Genomic DNA, 19,376 nt, shown 5'->3' on the forward strand with positions numbered 1-19,376 from the left:
TCGAGCCGACCCGCCAAGACGAGCCGCCGAAAAAAGAGCCGCATTATCCTGTGATTGAGGGCGCCTGTCACTTCGCACGCTTTAAGCCGGCGACTAAAGCCACAAGTTAGCGCTACGGATGGCTTGTCAGCCTCGGGCGCCGAGGTTCAAACTGCGGCCTTTGTCGCCGGCAGACACCGGCGCTTCATCTATATAGAAGAAGCACGCTCAGCGCGCCATTGCAGGCGCCTGGCATCTTGACCATTCATTCAGGGATCCGGACATGGAACTGGTTGTAAAAAGCGTCAGCCCAGAAACGTTGAAAACCGCCACGCTGGTGGTCGCCGTCGGTGAAGAGCGCAAGCTCGGCGTCGTCGCCACCCAGCTCGATGCCCTGTGCGGCGGCGCCATCAGTGCCGTGCTCAAGCGCGGTGACCTGGCCGGCAAGGTCGGCCAGAGCCTGTTGCTGCACAACCTGCCCAACCTCAAGGCCGACCGCGTGCTGCTGGTGGGCGTGGGCAAGGACGCCGAGCTGGGCGACCGTCCGTTCCGCAAGATCATCGCCGGCGTGCTGGGGACCCTCAAGGGCCTCGGTGGGGGCGACGCCGCCCTGGCGCTGGACGAGCTGGTACTCAAGGGTCGCGACAGCTACGGCAAGAACCGTCTGCTGGTCGAAACCCTGGTGGACGGCGAATATCAGTTCGACCGCTTCAAGAGCCAGAAAGCCGAACCCCGCGCCCTGAAAAAAGTCACCCTGCTGACCATCAAGGCGGCGCAAGCCGAAGTCCAGCGCGCCGTGACTCACGCCACCGCGATTGCCAACGGCATGGCGCTGACCCGCGACCTGGGCAACCTGCCACCGAACATCTGCCACCCGACCTTCCTCGGCGAACAGGCCAAGGCACTGGGCAAGGCATTCAAAGGCCTGAAGGTCGAAGTCTTCGATGAAAAGAAGATCAAGGACCTGGGCATGGGTTCGTTCTACTCCGTCGGCCAGGGCAGCGCCCAGCCGCCACGCCTGATCGTCATGCAATACAACGGCGGCAAGAAATCCGAGAAGCCGTACGTGCTGGTCGGCAAGGGCATCACCTTCGACACCGGCGGCATCAGCCTCAAGCCAGGCGCCGGCATGGATGAGATGAAGTACGACATGGGCGGTGCCGCCAGCGTATTCGGCACCCTGCGTGCCGTGCTCGAGCTGCAACTGCCGATCAACGTGGTGGGCATCCTGGCCTGCGCCGAGAACATGCCAAGCGGCACGGCCTCCCGTCCGGGTGACATTGTCACCACCATGAGCGGCCAGACCGTGGAAATCCTCAACACCGACGCCGAAGGCCGCCTGGTGCTGTGCGACGCCCTCACCTACTCCGAGCGCTTCAAGCCGCAAGCGGTGATCGACATCGCAACCCTGACCGGTGCCTGCGTGGTGGCCCTGGGCGCCCATACCTCGGGCCTGCTGGGAAACAACGACGAGCTGATCGGCCAACTGCTCAGCGCCGGCCAGCAAGCCGACGACCGCGCCTGGCAACTGCCGCTGTTCGACGAATACCAGGAGCAACTGGACAGCCCGTTCGCCGACATCGCCAACATCGGCGGGCCGAAAGCCGGGACCATCACTGCCGCGTGCTTCCTGTCGCGCTTCACCAAGAACCTGAACTGGGCGCACCTGGACATCGCCGGCACGGCCTGGACCAGCGGCGGCAAGGACAAGGGAGCCACGGGGCGCCCGGTGCCCCTGCTGACCCAGTATCTGCTGGATCGCGCCAAGGCCTGACACCGATGACCGCCGGCGACGTCACCCCAGGGTGGCGTCACCGGTGGCTCAGGAACCGCAATGACCAAAGTCGATTTCTACATCCTGCCCAGCGCCGATCCGGCGGCACGGCTGGATTTTGCCTGCAAGCTCACCGAAAAGGCCTGGCGCATGGGCCACCGCATCTACCTGCATTGCAGCGATGCCGCCCAGCGCGAAGCGCTGGACGCACGTCTATGGTCCTTCAAGGGCGAGAGCTTCGTGCCCCACAGCCTGGCCGAAAGCGAGCCGCAAGGCCTGATCGTGCTTGGACTGGGGGATGACTGCGGCCAGCACCAGGACCTGCTGGTCAACCTTGACCTGAAAGTACCGGCCTTTGCCCAACGCTTCGCCCGCGTGGCGGAGGTGGTGGTGGAAGACCCGGCCATCCGGCAAGCCGCGCGGGAGAGTTTCCGTTTCTACCGCGAACAGGGCTATCCTCTGCAAGACCACCGTTTACAGCGACTCTGAGCCTACGATGGATACTCCAAAGACACCGCAAAAGCCTCCTCACCTGCTGGACGACCTGGAGTCGATCCGCCAGTTGCTCGGCGACGACAACTTGCAGCCACCGTTGCTGACCGAAACGGTGGAGCATCCGCCGGTCCATGAGGAACAGATCCCCTTGCTGTTCGAGCCGATCAACGGTCAGCCCGAACCCAGCCCGGCTCCCCAGCCCGAGCCTAAAGGCCCTGACGCCCTGCTGCACCTGGACAGGGAATTGCGCGCGGCCGCGCAACTGATCATGCAAGACGTCATCGACGACTTCGCGCCGCACATCGAGACCGAGATCAAGCGTCGACTGGATGCCCGGATGGAGCGGCTGCTGAGCCAGTACGAGTAACAGCCGACGCCTGAGCGATGGCACTTTCTGTGGGAGCGGGCTTGCTCGCGATAGCGCTGGTTCAGCCTGCATGGGTATCGAATGTGCTCCCCGTCGCGAGCAAGCTCGCTCCCACAGGTTCAACTGCGCTCCCCCCATCCGGCTTCTCGCTCGCAGCTTGTGGCTTGCACCAGCCCCTCCCGCTATACTTCCCGGCTTTTCCTGAATAAATGCCAATAGGGTCCCGCCGCGCATGGATAAGACCTACCAGCCGCACGCCATTGAAACTTCCTGGTACAACACCTGGGAGTCCGAGAATTATTTCGCTCCGCAAGGCGCGGGCGATTCCTACACCATCATGATTCCGCCGCCGAACGTCACCGGCAGCCTGCACATGGGCCACGGTTTCAACAACGCGATCATGGACGCCCTGATCCGTTTCCGCCGCATGCAAGGCCGCAACACCCTGTGGCAACCAGGCACAGACCACGCCGGTATCGCCACACAGATGCTGGTGGAGCGCCGCCTCGAAGCCCAGGGCCAGAGTCGTCATGACCTGGGCCGCGAAAAATTCCTCGAAAAAGTCTGGGAATGGAAAGCCGAGTCTGGCGGCAATATCAGCCGTCAGATCCGCCGCCTGGGCTCGTCCGTGGACTGGAGCCGCGAGCGTTTCACCATGGACGACGGCCTCTCGGAAGCAGTCAAGGAAGCCTTCGTGCGCCTGCACGAAGACGGGCTGATCTACCGCGGCAAGCGCCTGGTCAACTGGGACACCAAGCTGCACACCGCCATTTCCGACCTCGAGGTGGAAAACCACGACGAGAAGGGGTTCCTGTGGAACCTGAAATACCCGTTGGCCGACGGCGCTACCACGGCCGAAGGCAAGGACTACCTGATCGTCGCCACCACGCGTCCGGAAACCATGCTGGGCGATGCCGCCGTGGCAGTGAATCCGAACGACGAGCGCTACCAGGCCCTGATCGGCAAGTTCGTCGAGCTGCCCCTGGTGGGCCGGCGCATCCCGATCATCGCCGATGACTACTGCGACCCGGAATTCGGCACCGGCTGCGTGAAGATCACGCCAGCCCACGACTTCAACGACTATGAAGTCGGCAAGCGCCACAACCTGCCGCTGCTGAACATCTTCGACAAGAACGCCAGCGTCCTGCCGGCGGCCCAGGTGTTCAACCTCGACGGCACGCTGAACGAAAGCATCGACGGCAAGATCCCGGCCGAATACGCCGGCCTGGACCGCTTCGAGGCGCGCAAGCAGATCGTTGCCGCATTCGATGCCGCCGGCCTGCTGGTCAGCGTCGACGACCATGCCCTGAAAGTGCCGAAAGGCGACCGCTCCGGCACCATCATCGAGCCATGGCTGACCGACCAGTGGTACGTCTCCACCAAGCCCCTGGCCGAGCCGGCCATCGCCGCCGTGGAAGATGGCCGCATCCAGTTCGTGCCCAAGCAGTACGAGAACATGTACTTCTCGTGGATGCGCGACATCCAGGATTGGTGCATCAGTCGCCAGTTGTGGTGGGGCCATCGCATCCCGGCCTGGTACGACGAGTCGGGCAAGGTCTACGTCGGTCGCGATGAAGCCGAAGTCCGCGCCAAGCACAACCTTGGCCCGGACGTGGCGCTGCAACAGGACAACGACGTCCTCGATACCTGGTTCAGCTCGGGCCTGTGGACGTTCTCCACCCTGGGCTGGCCGCAGCAGACTGAATTCCTCAAGACATTCCACTCCACGGACGTGCTGGTCACCGGCTTCGACATCATTTTCTTCTGGGTCGCCCGGATGATCATGCTGACCATGCACCTGGTGAAGAACGAGGATGGCACCCCGCAAGTGCCGTTCAAGACCGTCTATGTCCATGGCCTGGTGCGCGACGGCCAGGGCCAGAAGATGTCCAAGTCCAAGGGCAACGTCCTGGACCCGCTGGACATCATTGACGGCATCGACCTGGAAACCCTGGTGCAGAAGCGCACCTCGGGCCTGATGCAACCGAAACTGGCGAAGAAGATCGAAAAAGCCACCCGCGAGGAGTTCGCCGAGGGCATCGCCAGCTACGGCACCGACGCCCTGCGCTTCACCTTCTGCTCGCTGGCGTCCACCGGTCGCGACATCAAGTTCGACATGGGCCGCGTCGAGGGCTACCGCAACTTCTGCAACAAGATCTGGAACGCCGCGCGCTACGTGCTGGACAAGGGTGAAGACTGCGGCCAGAACGGCGAAGCCTACGAGCTGACCCTGGCGGATCGCTGGATCATCTCCCAACTGCAGCGCACCGAAGCCGAAGTGACCCGCCAGCTGGACCAGTTCCGCTTCGACCTGGCCGCGCAAGCCTTGTACGAGTTCATCTGGAACCAGTATTGCGACTGGTACCTGGAACTGTCCAAGCCAGTACTGTGGGACGAGAACGCACCGGTCGAACGCCAGCGCGGCACCCGTCGCACCCTGGTGCGCGTACTGGAGGTGGCCCTGCGCCTGGCCCATCCGTTCATGCCGTTCATCACCGAGGAAATCTGGCAGCGCGTCGCACCGCTGGCAGGCATCCAAGGCAAGACGATCATGCTGCAGCCATGGCCGGTGGCCAACGAAACCCGTATCGATCCGGCCGCCGAAGACGACATCGAATGGCTCAAGACCTTCATGCTGGGCCTGCGTAACATTCGTGCCGAAATGAACATCGGTCCGGGCAAGCCGCTGACGCTGTTCCTGAAAAACGCCAACGCCGAAGATCTGCGCCGCCTCGAAGCGAACGAAGCGCTGCTCAGGAAGCTGGCGAAGCTGGAATCGGTAACGGTGCTGGCCGCCGGTGAAGAAGCGCCACTGTCCGCCACCGCCCTGGTCGGCGAGATGGAAGTGCTGGTACCGATGGCCGGCCTGATCGACAAGGCGGCGGAGCTGGCGCGCCTGGACAAGGAAATCCTGCGCCTGAAGGGCGAAGTGCAGCGAGTGGGTGGCAAACTGTCCAACGCAGGCTTCGTCGACAAGGCTCCGGCCGAGGTCATCGAGAAGGAGCGGGCCAAACTGGCCGAGGCTGAACAGGCCTTGGGCAAGCTGGCCGAGCAGCACGCGCGGATTGCCAGTTTGTAAGGGTGATTCGTCCACTGAAGAAGGAGGCCCTGGTGGCCTCCTTTTTTCTGCCTGGCACGTTCTTGCTCAGGCTGAACACTTCCTGTGGGAGCGCGTTTGATCGCGATAGCGGTGGATCAGCCTGCATCAATGCTGGATGGTGCGCCGCCATCGCGAACAAGCTCACGTCCGCATTTGAACGGTACCGTCATCAAGATCAGGCTGGATGTGGGACAATGCCCGTCACTTTATGAGCCATCCCCGAACCGACCCGCCCATGACCGCCCCTTGCACATCCAAACCCGCCCGTCCAAAGCCCAAGACTGCCCCGCAGGCCAAGCCCGTGGCGCCACGGGAGAAGGCCAGCCTGCACCCGCGCAATCGCCACCAGGGCCGCTACGACTTCCCGGCGCTGATCAAGAGCACGCCGGAACTGGCCAGGTTCGTGATCATCAACCCGTATGGCAAGGAAAGCATCGATTTCGCCAGCCCAGAGGCCGTGCGAGTCTTCAACCGGGCGCTGCTCAAGGCCTTCTATGGTATCGCCCACTGGGACATTCCGGCGGACTACCTGTGCCCTCCGGTACCAGGTCGCGCGGACTATGTGCACTTCCTGGCCGATCTGCTGGCCAGCCACAACGACGGTGAGATTCCACGGGGTGCGGCAGTGAAAGTGCTGGACATTGGCACCGGCGCCAACTGCGTGTATCCGCTGATCGGCCATAGCGATTATCGCTGGCATTTCCTGGGCTCGGACATCGACCCGACCGCCCTCGCCTCGGCCAAGGCCATCATCCAGTCCAATGGCTTGAACAAGGCGATCCAGTTGCGCCAGCAAGCCAATCCCAAACAGATCCTCCTGGGGCTGCTGGACGATGCCGAGCGGTTCGACCTGACCATGTGCAACCCGCCCTTCCATGCGTCCCTGGAAGAAGCCACCCGGGGCAGCCAGCGCAAATGGCGCGCCTTGGGCAAGGCCGATCCGAAACGCAAGCTGCCGGTGCTGAATTTCGGCGGCCAGGCCGCGGAACTGTGGTGCGAAGGGGGGGAGGCGCGCTTCGTGACGCAACTGATCGGCGAAAGCGTGCAAGTGGCCTCGCAGGTTTTGTGGTTCAGTACCCTGGTGTCGAAGGCCTCGAACCTGCCGGCGATTCAGTCCGCGCTGAACAAGGCCGGCGCGGTCCACAGCCAGGTGGTGGAGATGTCCCAGGGGCAGAAACAGAGCCGCTTCGTGGCCTGGACCTTCCACACCGAAGCCCAGCAACAAGCCTGGCGTCAGGCGCACTGGGCCCGCAAGGGCTGAATCGGCCCAGTCTCCGGGAGCGTTGCACGCCCCAGCGCAGATGCATCCCCCGCCACAGGCCACTTTATCCAAGGCAACAAAAAACCGTGCCCGGATCGCTCCGCGGCACGGTTTTTTTTCAAGCTCGATCTTACTTGTTGATGCCGTCGGTCAGCACTTTGGCTGGAACGAACTTGACGACTTTCTTGGCAGCGATTTCGATGGCGGCGCCAGTCGAAGGGTTGCGGCCAGTACGGGCAGGACGCTCGGTGACTTTCAGCTTGCCGATACCTGGCAAGGTGATTTCGCTGCCGTTTTCCAGTTGGTCGGCAACGATTTGGGCCAACTGGTCCAGAGCATTACGCGCGGTGGTTTTCGGCGCGTCGATAGCTTCAGCAACGTCAGCGATCAGTTGGTCTTTAGTAAGAGCCATGTAGTGTTCCTTCCCTATCAAATTCATATGGATTGCAGAGTGCAATGTCAGCCATCGAGCCCGATTTCTCGGATCAGGCGCCCTCGATCATTACCACGACGGGTCGGGGTAATAGATGCCGAAATCCGGGTTTGGTTCGACCTGACAAATGCTGAATGCACGCTTAACGCAGTGCCTTCGCGTAAGACCGGGCAAAACTAGCACAACGCCTCTGAAATATCCGCCTTTAGCTACCCATTTGGTCAGCTTTATTGAGCTAAATCGGTAAAAAAATGCATATGGCGTGTCGGATGGGTCTGAAAGGACCTTCACAGCACGCCAAAACCAATGGTTGCGGTACACTGCGGCTTTTTCGGGGAGCACGCCCTCCCCTCTTTTCAACAGCCGAGAAGCCCATGCCGATCCGTCATTGCATTGTCCACCTGATCGACAAAAAACCCGACGGCACCCCCGCAGTGCTCCACGCCCGAGACTCCGAGCTGGCAGAGTCCACGGCCATCGAGAACATGCTTGCCGACCTCAACGAGAGCTACAACGCCAAGCAAGGCAAGGCCTGGGGGTTCTTCCATGCCGAATCCGGCGCCCATCCTTTCAGCGGCTGGCTGAAGGAGTACCTGGACGGCGGCAAGGATTTCACCGCGTTCAGTCGCGTGGCGGTGGAGCACCTGCAGAAGCTGATGGAGGAGTCCAACCTGTCGGTGGGCGGCCACGTCTTGTTCGCCCATTACCAACAGGGCATGACCGACTACCTGGCAATCGCCCTGCTGCACCACAGCGAAGGCGTTGCGGTCACCGATGAACTGGACGTCACGCCATCCCGTCACCTGGACCTGGGCCAATTGCACCTGGCGGCGCGGATCAACGTGTCGGAGTGGCAGAACAACAAGCAATCCCGGCAGTACATTTCCTTCATCAAGGGCAAGAACGGCAAGAAGGTCTCGGAGTACTTCCGCGACTTCATCGGCTGCCAGGAGGGCGTCGATGGCCCCGGCGAGACCCGCACCCTGCTCAAGGCCTTCAGCGACTTCGTCGAAAGTGAAGACCTGCCTGAAGACGATGCCCGGGAAAAGACCAAGACCCTGGTGGATTACGCCAGCAGCCAGGCCAAGCTCGGCGAACCCATGGGCCTGGAAGAGCTGTCCGAGCTGATCGACGAGGATCGCCCGAAAGCCTTCTACGATCATATCCGCAACAAGGACTACGGCCTGTCACCGGAAATCCCGGCGGATAAACGTACCCTCAACCAGTTCCGGCGCTTCACCGGCCGGGCCGAAGGCTTGTCCATCAGCTTCGAAGCGCACCTGCTGGGCTCCAAGATCGAGTATGACGAAGAAGCCGGCACACTGATCATCAAGGGGTTGCCCACGTCGCTGACCGATCAGTTGAAACGCCGCACCTGAAGTCCAAGCGCTCCCACGCGGTTCAAGGGACCGGCCCATGCCATCGACCCGCGCGGGAGCGAACCTGTTCGCCATGAGGTCGGCTCATTGCGCGCCGATGCGGAACCCGAACCGCGGAAAGTGCACATGTACCACTGAGCAACGTTCATCCTCGCGGCGCAGTATCAGCTCCTCGCTGCCAGCGAACAGCAACTCCCCAACCACCGGATCGACGCCGTAGTCGGTGGCCGCAATCGTGACTCGCTGGCCCATCTTGAAGCCGTTCGGCTCATCGAACGCCTCGTCCGGCAACGCCGCCGGTGTCGAGTCGCGGGCGATGTCCAGCGCCTCCTGGGCACTCATCTCGCTCGACGCACCATGGCCGAACCCCAGCACCCGCCCTAGCCAGGCCGAGACCGCCGGGTAAGCATCCACCAACGGCGAAGTCACCGGCGTTCCCTTGAGGAACCACAGCGGATGAGCCATGGCGAAGTCGGCGATGGATGGCTCTCCCAGGAGGAAATCCCCCTCTTCTCGCTGCAACTGCTGTTCGAGCCGAGCCATGATCGTCGGCCATTGATGCTTGGCCTGCTCGGCCGCCAGGCGCGTGGCCGTGCCGCCACTGAACAGCCCGGCGCGATCGGCGATGAAAGCCTTGATCGCCTCGGGCGGTAGCTTGGCGAAACGCACCGCCACCGATTCCGGCTGAAACACCAGGCTTACCGCGTGCTGGAACACCACCGAATCGGCCCACGCCGCAAAGGACGCGGCGATCATTTCCTTGCCTTCGGGAAACAGCGCCGGGGAGGCCTTTTCCTGCTCCAGCCGACGTGCCATCAACGCCGTATCGCAGTAGATATCCGCACCGATCTGCAGCACCGGTGTCTTGCGGTAGCCGCCGGTCAGGGCCGTAAGGTCGGGTTTTGGCATCATCGTTGGGATGCCTACCGAACGCCAGGACAGCCCCTTGAAACCCAGCAACAGACGGGCCTTTTCCGCAAAGGGAGATGTCGGGTAATGATGAAGAATCAGCTCTGACATGAGATTCGCCACTGCAGGGAGGAAGCTGCGCAGCTTAGCGTGCCATGGAAGGCAGGCCTACCCTGCTGATGAGGGCCTATCAGTCTGGCTGATGAGACCGCGCTGCACTCGCCACCAGGCATTCCTTGGCGCTTTTGCGCAGCTTCTTGATCAGCCGTTCCTGGCGCAGGGCTTCGCCCTTGTCGCGGCAAGCTTCGGTGTACACCAGCGCCACCGCCGGGCTGGAAAGGAAGAAGCGTGCGCCCTTGCCGCTTTGATGCTTGGCGAAACGCCGCACCGGGTCATCGCTGATGCCGCAGTACAGCGAGCCGTTGGCGGCCCGCACCAAGTAGACGAACCAGGGCTTGGGCGGTTCGCTCGCGGCGTGCACAGGCGGATCGGCAGATAGGTTGGCGGTGGTCACGGCATGTTCAACGGACGAAGGAAACAAGCCGCGATCTTATCAGCGACTGCCCTGGAATGCCCGCAGCCCCTTGAGGGCCTGGGCCCTGACGGCGTTGCGCACCAGCGGCGTCCAGCCCAGCAACAACCCCTTGGTGCCCAGCGCCTGCCGGGACCATCGCCACAGATCGAAGTTGTCATGGTGCTCGCAGATCTTGCCGTCACGGAATACGAAGCGCGCCTGGATATCATTGACCACGGTGTTGCCGGTCTGGCTGAACAGGTAAGTCGCCACCCAATGGGCACCGCCGGAACGCTCATCGCTGCACACGCTGTCGAAGGTCAGGGAGAAATCCTTGGCGCGGGTGGTGAGCATGCGCCACATATCGCCCGCATCACGCCCGCGCAACTCACCGAAGGCCGGGTCGCTGAATACCACGTCTTCGGTATAGCAGGCGCTCATGGCCTCGGCGTCCAGGCGCTGGAAGGCCTGGTAGAACCGGGTGATCAGGGCGTTGTGGGCATCACTCATGGACAGGCTCCGAAAACGTTTCAGTAGAGCCGGCACAATAATCCGTCGTCGTGCGGAACACTATCGTCATTCGCCATGAAAATGGCTTCAGCGAAGGTCGGTGACTTTCTCGCTGCTGACCCCGACATACAACGCTCGGCCTGCGCCGATGCCGGCGATGATGGCTCCCAGGCCGATCAGGCCGAAAATCCAGCCCAGGGCTTGCCAGCCCCCCGTCCAGTCGTGCACCACGCCCACGGCGAACGGCCCCAGCGATGCCAGCGTATAGCCGAAGCCCTGGGCCATGCCGGAAAGATTCGCAGCCACATGGGCGTCCCGCGAACGCAGCACGATCAAGGTCAGCGCCAGGCTGAACGTCGCGCCCTGCCCCAACCCCAGCAGGATCGCCCAGCCCCACAGGCCTTCGATAGGCGCGTAGAGGCAACCGAACAGGCCGCCAAGGGTCATGACCATGACGAGCACGATGGCCAGCCGCTGGTCCTTGCCGCGGGTCGCCAGCCAGGGCGCGGCCAGCGAGCTGATCAGCTGGACGATGACCGAACCGGACAGCACCAGCCCGGCCTGGGTCGGCGTCAGGCCACGGCCGATAAGGATCGACGGCAGCCAGCCGAACACGATATAGGCCAGGGACGATTGCAGCCCCATGTACAAGGTCACCTGCCAGGCCAGCGGATCACGCAGCAAACCGCGAACCCGATACGCCACTTGATGGGCTCCGTGTTTCTGGCCCACTTGGGGCAGCCAGAACAGCGCGGCCAGCAGCGCCGGCAGCATCCAGAAACCCAGCCCCATGGCCCAACTGTGGTTCAACTGCTCGCTCAGCGGCACGGTCGCCCCGGCAGCCATTGCCGCGCCCAGGCACAACGCCATGGTGTAGACACCGGTCATGGCCCCGGCCTGCCTGGCGAAGTCGCGCTTGACGATCCCCGGCAACAACACGCCGATCACGCCGATGCTGGCACCGGCCAGGATGCTGCCGGCAAAGAGCCCGACCTGCCCCAGCGAACTGCGCAAGACGATCCCGCCGGCCAGGACCAGCAGGATCCCCAGCACCACGCGTTCGGCACCGAAGCGCCGGGCCAGCACCGGCGCCAGCGGCGCGAACAGGCCAAGGCAAAGTACCGGCAGCGTGGTCAGCAGACCTGCCTGGGCGGCCGACAGGCCAAGGCTCCTGGACACGTCGCTGAGCAGCGGCGCCATGCTCGACAATGCCGGACGCAGGTTCAGCGCCACCAGGATCAATCCGAGCAACAGCAACCAGGGCCGACGCACCCGTGGCTGGACCTGCCGGGCCTGTTCGTCGTCGGCCTCGGCGTCGATCAGCAATTCTTCGAGTTCGGCGGCGCGCCTGGGTGTCGTCGAGGGGGTACGGTCAAACGGATCACGGGACATGGAAAGCTCTGGTTCAGGATTCTGGTCAAGATTCATTGAGCAATGGATGGCAACGGCCCTGGCCTGTTGCGGATCCTGTTGTTCGACGGCCGAGGAACTTCAGCGCGCAGCACGGATACATGTAGAGGAGGAAAACGGCACTGAGGTTGCAGCGCGAAGGTCAGGTCATCGGCGGCGTACTGGCCCGATCAGTTGAAAAAACAACGGCCACTGCGCTGGCAGTCCATCTGTCGCGGGGCGAATTTCCTGACATGTTAGTCAGCTTCGTCGAGGAGGACAAGCGGCCGGATCCCAAGGCGGTCCTGCCGACCCGCTGCGGCACTGGGCTGCAACCGCAGAAAAAAACAGACCCGGACAAGTCCGGGTCTATTTCGAAGCCTAAGGCCGGATCAGTGCAGGATCTGGCTCAGGAACAGCTTGGTGCGGTCGTTCTGCGGGTTGTCGAAGAAGTCGTTCGGCGCGGCCTGCTCGACGATCTCGCCCTTGTCCATGAAGATCACGCGGTTGGCCACGGTGCGGGCAAAGCCCATTTCGTGGGTCACGCAGAGCATGGTCATGCCGTCTTCAGCCAGGCCGATCATGGTGTCCAGGACCTCTTTCACCATCTCGGGATCGAGTGCCGAAGTAGGTTCGTCGAACAGCATGATTTTCGGCTTCATGCACAAGGCACGGGCGATGGCCACACGCTGCTGCTGTCCACCGGAAAGCTGGCCCGGGTACTTGTGCGCCTGCTCTGGAATACGCACGCGTTCCAGGTAATGCATGGCGATTTCCTCGGCCTTGCGCTTGGGCATCTTGCGCACCCACATCGGTGCCAGGGTGCAGTTCTGCAGGATGGTCAGGTGCGGGAACAGGTTGAAGTGCTGGAACACCATGCCGACTTCGCGGCGGATCGCTTCGATCTGCTTCAGGTCGTTGGTCAGCTCCACCCCGTCGACCACGATGCGGCCCTGCTGGTGCTCTTCCAGACGGTTGAGGCAGCGGATGGTGGTGGACTTGCCCGAGCCCGATGGGCCGCACAGGACGATACGCTCGCCCTGCTTGACGTTCAGGTTGATGTCTTTCAACACGTGGAACTGGCCGTACCACTTGTTTACACCCTGCATCTGAATAATGCCCTCAGGGCCCACAGGCTGTTTGATCGCTTCGCTCATCACTTAACTCCTAACGCTTGTGGCCTGTGTCGAGCTTGCGTTCCAAATGCATGGAATAGCGCGACATACCAAAACAGAAAATCCAGAACACCAGGGCGGCGAACACATAGCCTTCGGTGGCCATGCCCAGCCATTTCGGGTCGGCGGCAGCTTGTTTCACGCTGTTGAGCAGGTCGAACAGGCCGATGATGATCACCAGGCTCGTGTCCTTGAACAGCGCGATGAAGGTGTTGACGATGCCGGGAATCACCAGCTTCAGGGCTTGCGGCAAGATCACCAGGCCCATGCTGCGCCAGTAGCCCAGGCCCATTGCCGCGGCCGCTTCGTACTGTCCCTTGGGAATCGCTTGCAGGCCGCCACGCACCACTTCGGCGATGTAGGCCGACTGGAACAGGATCACCCCGATCAGGGCCCGCAACAGCTTGTCGAAGTTCATGCCTTCGGGCAGGAACAAGGGCAGCATCACCGAGGACATGAACAGCACCGTGATCAGCGGCACGCCACGCCAGAACTCGATGAACGTCACGCAGACCACGCGGATCGCCGGCAGGTTCGAGCGACGCCCCAGCGCCAGGACGATCCCCAGCGGCAAGGCGCCGACGATACCGACGGTGGCGATCACCAGGGTCAGCATCAGGCCGCCCCATTGGCTGGTCGCCACGGTGTCCAGGCCGAACACGCCGCCGTGCAGCAGGCACCAGGCGGTGATCGGGTACAGCACCAAAAAGCTCAGGCCGTAGATCGCCTTGCGCGGGAAGCGCGAGATGAACAGCGGGGCCACGCCGATCACGGCCAGCCATACGGTGAGGTCCACGCGCCAACGCAGGTCCGCCGGGTAGTAGCCGTACATGAACTGCCCGAAGCGCTGCTGGATGAAGACCCAGCAGGCGCCTTCCTTGGTGCAGTCGGCGCGAGTGGTGCCGACCCAGTTGGCATCCAGGATCGCCCATTGCACCAGGGGCGGCACGATCAGGTAGATCAGGTAGAACGCGAACAGCGTCAACAGCGTATTGAGCCAGCTGGAGAACATGTTGGCGCGCATCCACGCCACCACGCCGATACTGCTGGCCGGCGGCGGCATGTCAGGTTTGAAAGTATGAGTCGTCATGCGCGTTTCCTCACCGCTCGATCAGCGCAATGCGCTTGTTGTACCAGTTCATCAGCAGGGAAATGCTGATACTGATCGCCAGGTACACGCTCATGGTGATCGCGATCACCTCGATGGCCTGGCCGGTCTGATTCAACACCGTACCGGCAAACAGCGAAACCATTTCCGGATAACCGATACCGGCCGCCAGGGAAGAGTTCTTCGCCAGGTTCAGGTATTGGCTGGTCAGCGGCGGAATGATCACGCGCAGCGCCTGCGGGATGATGACCTTGCGCAGGGTCGGACCGTTGCGCAGCCCCAGGGAGCGGGCGGCTTCGGTCTGGCCGTGGCTCACCGACTTGATGCCCGAACGCACGATCTCGGCGATGAACGCCGCGGTGTACACGGTCAAGGCCAGGGTCAAGGCCAGCAGTTCGGGGATCAGCACCCAGCCGCCCACGAAGTTGAAGCCCTTGAGTTCCGGCATTTCCCAGTGCACCGGCGCACCGAACAGCAGCGCGCTCAAAGCCGGGATCACCAGGAACAATGCCAGGCCGACCCAGAACTTGTGGAACGGCTCGCCAGTGGCTTCGAAACGCTTGGTGGCCCAGCGAGACATCAGCACAATGGCGACGATGGCCAGCACGATGCTGATCACGAACGGCCAGAACCCTTCGGCCACCAGCGCGGCCGGCATGTTCAGGCCCCGGCTGCTGACGAAGAAGGTATCGCCGAAGTTATGGGCGGCGCGCGGTCCCGGCATGCTCAGGAACACCGCGAAATACCAGAACAGGATCTGCAGCAGCGGCGGGATGTTACGGAAAACCTCCACGTAGACCGTCGCCAGCTTGGCAATGATCCAGTTGGGCGACAGCCGCGCCACGCCGACGATGAAGCCCAGGATGGTCGCCAGGATCACGCCGATGAACGTCACCAGCAAAGTGTTGAGCAACCCGATGACAAAGACGCGGGCATAGCTGTCCGCCTCGGTGTAATCGATCAGGTGTTGGGCGATGCCGAACCCGGCACTGCGCTCCAGAAAGCTGAAACCGGAGGTGATACCCCGGTGCTCGAGGTTGGTCTGCGTGTTATCGAACAGATACCAGCCCAGAGAAACGACCGCCACGATCGTGACGATCTGAAATACCCACGCACGCACTCGTGGATCGCTGAGGCTGAGCCTCTGCTTAGGTGCGCCGATTGAATTTTGCATGAAGTGCCCCGCAAAGAATGGAACAGAACATCACCCGGTGGTTGGCCCACCGGGTGATAGAACCATCAGCGCACTGGTGGTGCGTATTGGATGCCGCCAGCGTTCCACAGAGCGTTCAGGCCGCGGTCGATTTCCAGCGGAGTGCTCTTGCCCAGGTTGCGCTCGAACATTTCGCCGTAGTTACCGACCTGCTTGACGATTTGCACCACCCAGTCTTTCGGCAGTTTCAGATCCTTGCCGTATTCACCGTCGGCGCCCAGCATCCGAGCGACGTCAGGGTTCTTGGTGGACTTGGCTTCAGCCTCGACGTTTTTCGAGGTGACGCCGGCCTCTTCCGCGTTGAGCAGGGCGTAGCCAGTCCAACGTACGATGGCCAGCCACTCGTCGTCGCCGTTACGCACGACCGGGCCCAGTGGTTCCTTGGAAATGGTTTCCGGCAGGACCACGTAGTCCTTCGGCGCGGCCAGCTTGCTGCGCTGGGCGAACAGTTGGGACTTGTCGGAGGTCAGCACGTCGCAACGACCGGATTCCAGCGACTTGGCGCTTTCATCGGAGGTGTCGAAGGTGATCGGGGTGTACTTCAGGCCATTGGCGCGGAAGTAGTCGGACACGTTCAGCTCGGTGGTGGTACCGGCCTGGATGCAGATGGTCGCGCCGTCCAGTTCCTTGGCGCTCTTGACGCCCAGCTTGTTGTTGGCCAGGAAGCCGATGCCGTCGTAATAGGTAATGAAGCCCGGGAATTTCAGGCCCATGCCCGCGTCACGGGAGCTGGTCATGGTGGAGTTGCGCGACAGTACGTCGATTTCGCCGGATTGCAGAGCGGTGAAACGCTCCTTGGCGTTCAACTGGCTGAACTTGACCTTGGTGGCGTCGCCGAATACCGCGGCGGCTACGGCACGGCAGAAGTCAGCGTCAATGCCGACGATCTTGCCGGTGGAATCAGGCACCGAGAAACCCGGAAGGCCGTCGCTCACGCCGCATTGTACAAAGCCTTTCTTCTGCACGGCATCCAGGGTTGCACCCGCCTGAGCGAACCCGCTGACACCGAGCACTGCGGCTGCAGTCACGACTGCCAGGGTGGATTTCAGTAATTTCATTCAAACCTCCAGTTTTGCTCTTGTTGTGTCGGAGCTCGAGTCCTATCGCACCCTTTTGGGGCATTGCCGACCCTCGTTGGCTTTTTTTAGGGTCAACCGACGTCTGGACCTTCGCTATGAGTCTATTAATGAGAACGTCCACAGTCGGTGGGCCATACTCACTTCTCACCAATCGGCCGAACGGGCTGTAGCCCTTCACGTTCGCGAAGCCCGTAGCGGCTATTGGCGAACATCCATCACCGGATTTCTGATATCCCAAGCGTCGCGTCGAGCTGATAGTGTTACCGCGCAGCGTAAGAATCATCACTCAGCAACCCCATAGCAAAGCCCGTACCAGACCGCTACGCTTGGCCCTTGCGAGACACGTCAAGACAAAAAGTTGCAAGTTTGCGACATCTAATTAACTGAGGAACCAGGCGCGCACCGTAATCACGCACTGATTGGGCGCACCCGCACAGATTTGGAGCACACCATGACCGACCCCCTGATTCTCGAGCCCAGCCGCACCGCCGACGCGTGCGTTATCTGGCTCCACGGCCTGGGCGCCGATCGTTATGATTTCATGCCGGTCGCCGAGATGCTGCAGCAAAGCCTGCACACGACACGTTTCGTTCTGCCCCAGGCGCCGACCCAGCCAGTAACGATCAACGGCGGCTATGCGATGCCCAGCTGGTACGACATCCGCGCCCTGAGCCCGGCACGTGCCATCGACGAGCAGCAGCTGGAAGCCTCGGCGCAGCGAGTCCTCGACCTGATGGCTAGCCAGCGAGCCGGCGGAATAGACGCCTCGCGGATTTTCCTGGCGGGTTTTTCCCAGGGCGGCGCGGTCGTGTATCACACCGCCTTCGTGAAATGGCAGGGGCCGCTGGGTGGCGTGATCGCGCTCTCGACCTACGCACCGACGTTCAGCGACGACCTGCAACTGTCGGCCAGCCAGCAACGCATCCCGGTCCTGGCACTGCACGGCCAATATGACGAAGTGGTGCTCAATCCCATGGGGCGGACCGCCAAGGAGTATCTGAAGCACCATGGTGTCACCGTGACATGGCAGGAATACCCAATGGGCCACGAAGTGTTACCCGAGGAGATTCGCGACATCGGCACCTGGCTCGCCGAGCGGTTGCGTTAAGAGGCAGATCGCCACATCAGCCCCCGTGACAATCCCACTACGCCGCGCCCGTTTCTTGCATTACACTGGCCGGCGTACATTCCTTAACCAATCGATGAGATGACCGTGCTCAAAGCACTCAAGAAGATGTTCGGTAAAAGCGAGGCCGAGCAACTCGCGCCTGGCGCCAGCGCTCCCGTACACGGCCCGAGCCGTACCGAAGCGCCGCAGCAATCGCGCCGCCCCGCGCCTGTTGCAGAGGCGAAGGAGCCCGCGGCCCAGCCTGTCCCCCCGCAAGCGCCGCACAAGCCACGCAGCGAATCCCCGAAGCCACGCCGGGAACGCGCACCCAAGCCGCCGGCCGTCGCCTGGAAACTCGAGGACTTCGTCGTCGAACCCCAGGAAGGCAAGACCCGCTTCCATGACTTCAAGCTCGCCCCGGAGCTGATGCACGCCATCCAGGACCTGGGTTTTCCGTACTGCACGCCGATCCAGGCCCAGGTGCTGGGTTACACCCTCGCCGGCAAGGACGCCATCGGCCGCGCCCAGACCGGTACCGGCAAGACCGCCGCGTTCCTGATTTCCATCATCACCCAGCTGCTCCAGACCCCGCCGCCCAAAGAACGCTATATGGGCGAACCACGGGCGCTGATCATCGCGCCGACCCGTGAGTTGGTGGTACAGATCGCCAAGGACGCCGCGGACCTGACCAAGTACACCGGCCTGAATGTCATGACATTCGTCGGCGGCATGGACTTCGACAAACAGCTCAAGCACCTCGAAGCCCGCCACTGCGACATCCTGGTCGCGACGCCAGGCCGGCTGCTGGATTTCAACCAGCGTGGCGACGTGCACCTGGACATGGTCGAAGTGATGGTGCTGGACGAAGCCGACCGCATGCTCGACATGGGCTTCATTCCCCAGGTTCGCCAGATCATTCGCCAGACCCCGCCGAAAAGCGAACGCCAGACCCTGCTGTTCTCCGCCACCTTCACCGACGACGTGATGAACCTGGCCAAGCAATGGACCACCGACCCGGCCATCGTCGAGATCGAAGCCGAGAACGTCGCCAGCGAAAACGTCGAACAGCATATCTATGCCGTGGCCGGCGCCGACAAATACAAGCTGCTCTACAACCTGATCAACGACAACGGTTGGGAGCGGGTGATGGTTTTCGCCAACCGCAAGGACGAAGTGCGGCGCATCGAGGAGCGCCTGGTGCGCGATGGCGTCAACGCCGCCCAGCTCTCGGGCGACGTGCCCCAGCACAAGCGCATCAAGACGCTGGAAGGTTTCCGCGAAGGCAAGATCCGTGTGCTGGTGGCCACCGACGTGGCCGGGCGCGGCATCCACATCGACGGCATCAGCCACGTGATCAACTTCACCCTGCCGGAAGTGCCGGACGACTACGTGCACCGGATCGGCCGTACCGGGCGCGCGGGTGCCGAAGGCGTGTCCATCAGCTTCGCCGGTGAGGACGACTCCTATCAGTTGCCGTCCATCGAGGCGCTGCTGGGTCGCAAGATCAGTTGCGAGATGCCACCGACCCACCTGCTGCGCCCGGTTGAGCGCAAGCGTCCGTAACGGCCTGAACCGAACGCAGG

The 19,376-nt window shown here is 62.4% G+C and carries 17 protein-coding genes; 8 read left to right on the plus strand and 9 right to left on the minus strand.

What is annotated here, in order from left to right:
* The first annotated feature begins 262 nt into the window (after positions 1-262).
* From AC1M7R_RS05875 to rlmF, 5 genes are all read left to right on the plus strand, one after another.
* Positions 263-1,753, plus strand: a complete 1,491-nt coding sequence (locus AC1M7R_RS05875) for a leucyl aminopeptidase (RefSeq protein WP_072431578.1) — start codon at positions 263-265, stop codon at positions 1,751-1,753.
* 60 nt (positions 1,754-1,813) lie between these two features.
* A complete protein-coding gene (locus AC1M7R_RS05880; protein ID WP_072397162.1) occupies positions 1,814-2,242 on the plus strand; it encodes a DNA polymerase III subunit chi in 429 nt (142 codons plus the stop codon).
* A gap of 7 nt (positions 2,243-2,249) precedes the next feature.
* Positions 2,250-2,615, plus strand: coding sequence for a DNA polymerase III subunit chi (locus tag AC1M7R_RS05885; RefSeq protein ID WP_072431577.1), 366 nt, complete (start codon positions 2,250-2,252; stop codon positions 2,613-2,615).
* Positions 2,616-2,847: 232 nt separating this feature from the next.
* Positions 2,848-5,694 (plus strand): valine--tRNA ligase, encoded by a 2,847-nt coding sequence (locus AC1M7R_RS05890; protein ID WP_072431576.1) that lies wholly within the window; start codon positions 2,848-2,850, stop codon positions 5,692-5,694.
* A gap of 256 nt (positions 5,695-5,950) precedes the next feature.
* A complete protein-coding gene (gene rlmF, locus AC1M7R_RS05895) occupies positions 5,951-6,976 on the plus strand; it encodes a 23S rRNA (adenine(1618)-N(6))-methyltransferase RlmF (RefSeq protein ID WP_490610295.1) in 1,026 nt (341 codons plus the stop codon).
* A gap of 130 nt (positions 6,977-7,106) precedes the next feature.
* Here the strand turns inward: rlmF and AC1M7R_RS05900 are convergent, their stop codons facing one another.
* Positions 7,107-7,388 carry an HU family DNA-binding protein gene (locus AC1M7R_RS05900; RefSeq protein WP_072397156.1) on the minus strand — a complete coding sequence of 94 codons (282 nt, stop codon included), beginning with the start codon at positions 7,386-7,388 and terminating at the stop codon, positions 7,107-7,109.
* Between the two features lie 395 nt (positions 7,389-7,783).
* Between AC1M7R_RS05900 and yejK the strand changes: the two genes are divergently transcribed.
* On the plus strand, positions 7,784-8,788 hold the full coding sequence (gene yejK / locus AC1M7R_RS05905) for a nucleoid-associated protein YejK (protein ID WP_072397154.1): 1,005 nt from the start codon (positions 7,784-7,786) through the stop codon (positions 8,786-8,788).
* Between the two features lie 84 nt (positions 8,789-8,872).
* On the opposite strand, the gene AC1M7R_RS05910 is transcribed toward yejK, so the two are convergent.
* The 8 genes from AC1M7R_RS05910 to AC1M7R_RS05945 form a co-directional block, all read right to left on the minus strand.
* The gene (locus AC1M7R_RS05910; RefSeq protein ID WP_490610296.1) at positions 8,873-9,808 is read right to left on the minus strand and encodes a glutathione S-transferase family protein; all 936 of its coding nucleotides are present in this window, start codon (positions 9,806-9,808) and stop codon (positions 8,873-8,875) included.
* Positions 9,809-9,887: 79 nt separating this feature from the next.
* A complete protein-coding gene (locus tag AC1M7R_RS05915; RefSeq protein WP_490610297.1) occupies positions 9,888-10,211 on the minus strand; it encodes a GIY-YIG nuclease family protein in 324 nt (107 codons plus the stop codon).
* 39 nt (positions 10,212-10,250) lie between these two features.
* Positions 10,251-10,721, minus strand: a complete 471-nt coding sequence (locus AC1M7R_RS05920; protein ID WP_490610298.1) for a nuclear transport factor 2 family protein — start codon at positions 10,719-10,721, stop codon at positions 10,251-10,253.
* Positions 10,722-10,808: 87 nt separating this feature from the next.
* Positions 10,809-12,113, minus strand: coding sequence for a CynX/NimT family MFS transporter (locus AC1M7R_RS05925; protein ID WP_103894645.1), 1,305 nt, complete (start codon positions 12,111-12,113; stop codon positions 10,809-10,811).
* Between the two features lie 389 nt (positions 12,114-12,502).
* Positions 12,503-13,267: an amino acid ABC transporter ATP-binding protein gene (locus AC1M7R_RS05930; RefSeq protein WP_072397144.1), complete on the minus strand. Its 765-nt coding sequence runs from the start codon at positions 13,265-13,267 to the stop codon at positions 12,503-12,505.
* 10 nt (positions 13,268-13,277) lie between these two features.
* Complete coding sequence (locus tag AC1M7R_RS05935) at positions 13,278-14,375, minus strand: amino acid ABC transporter permease (protein WP_072397142.1); 1,098 nt, start codon at positions 14,373-14,375, stop codon at positions 13,278-13,280.
* A gap of 10 nt (positions 14,376-14,385) precedes the next feature.
* Complete coding sequence (locus tag AC1M7R_RS05940; RefSeq protein ID WP_076406317.1) at positions 14,386-15,567, minus strand: amino acid ABC transporter permease; 1,182 nt, start codon at positions 15,565-15,567, stop codon at positions 14,386-14,388.
* A 65-nt stretch (positions 15,568-15,632) separates the two neighbouring features.
* A complete protein-coding gene (locus AC1M7R_RS05945) occupies positions 15,633-16,664 on the minus strand; it encodes an amino acid ABC transporter substrate-binding protein (protein WP_072397138.1) in 1,032 nt (343 codons plus the stop codon).
* A gap of 472 nt (positions 16,665-17,136) precedes the next feature.
* On the opposite strand from AC1M7R_RS05945, the gene AC1M7R_RS05950 reads away from it, so the two are divergent.
* Positions 17,137-17,793, plus strand: coding sequence for an alpha/beta hydrolase (locus AC1M7R_RS05950; RefSeq protein ID WP_072397136.1), 657 nt, complete (start codon positions 17,137-17,139; stop codon positions 17,791-17,793).
* A 99-nt stretch (positions 17,794-17,892) separates the two neighbouring features.
* Positions 17,893-19,356 carry an ATP-dependent RNA helicase RhlB gene (gene rhlB, locus AC1M7R_RS05955; RefSeq protein ID WP_072397134.1) on the plus strand — a complete coding sequence of 488 codons (1,464 nt, stop codon included), beginning with the start codon at positions 17,893-17,895 and terminating at the stop codon, positions 19,354-19,356.
* The last annotated feature ends 20 nt before the right edge of the window (positions 19,357-19,376 follow it).

The sequence above is a fragment of the Pseudomonas sp. MS01C9 genome (assembly GCF_058202755.1).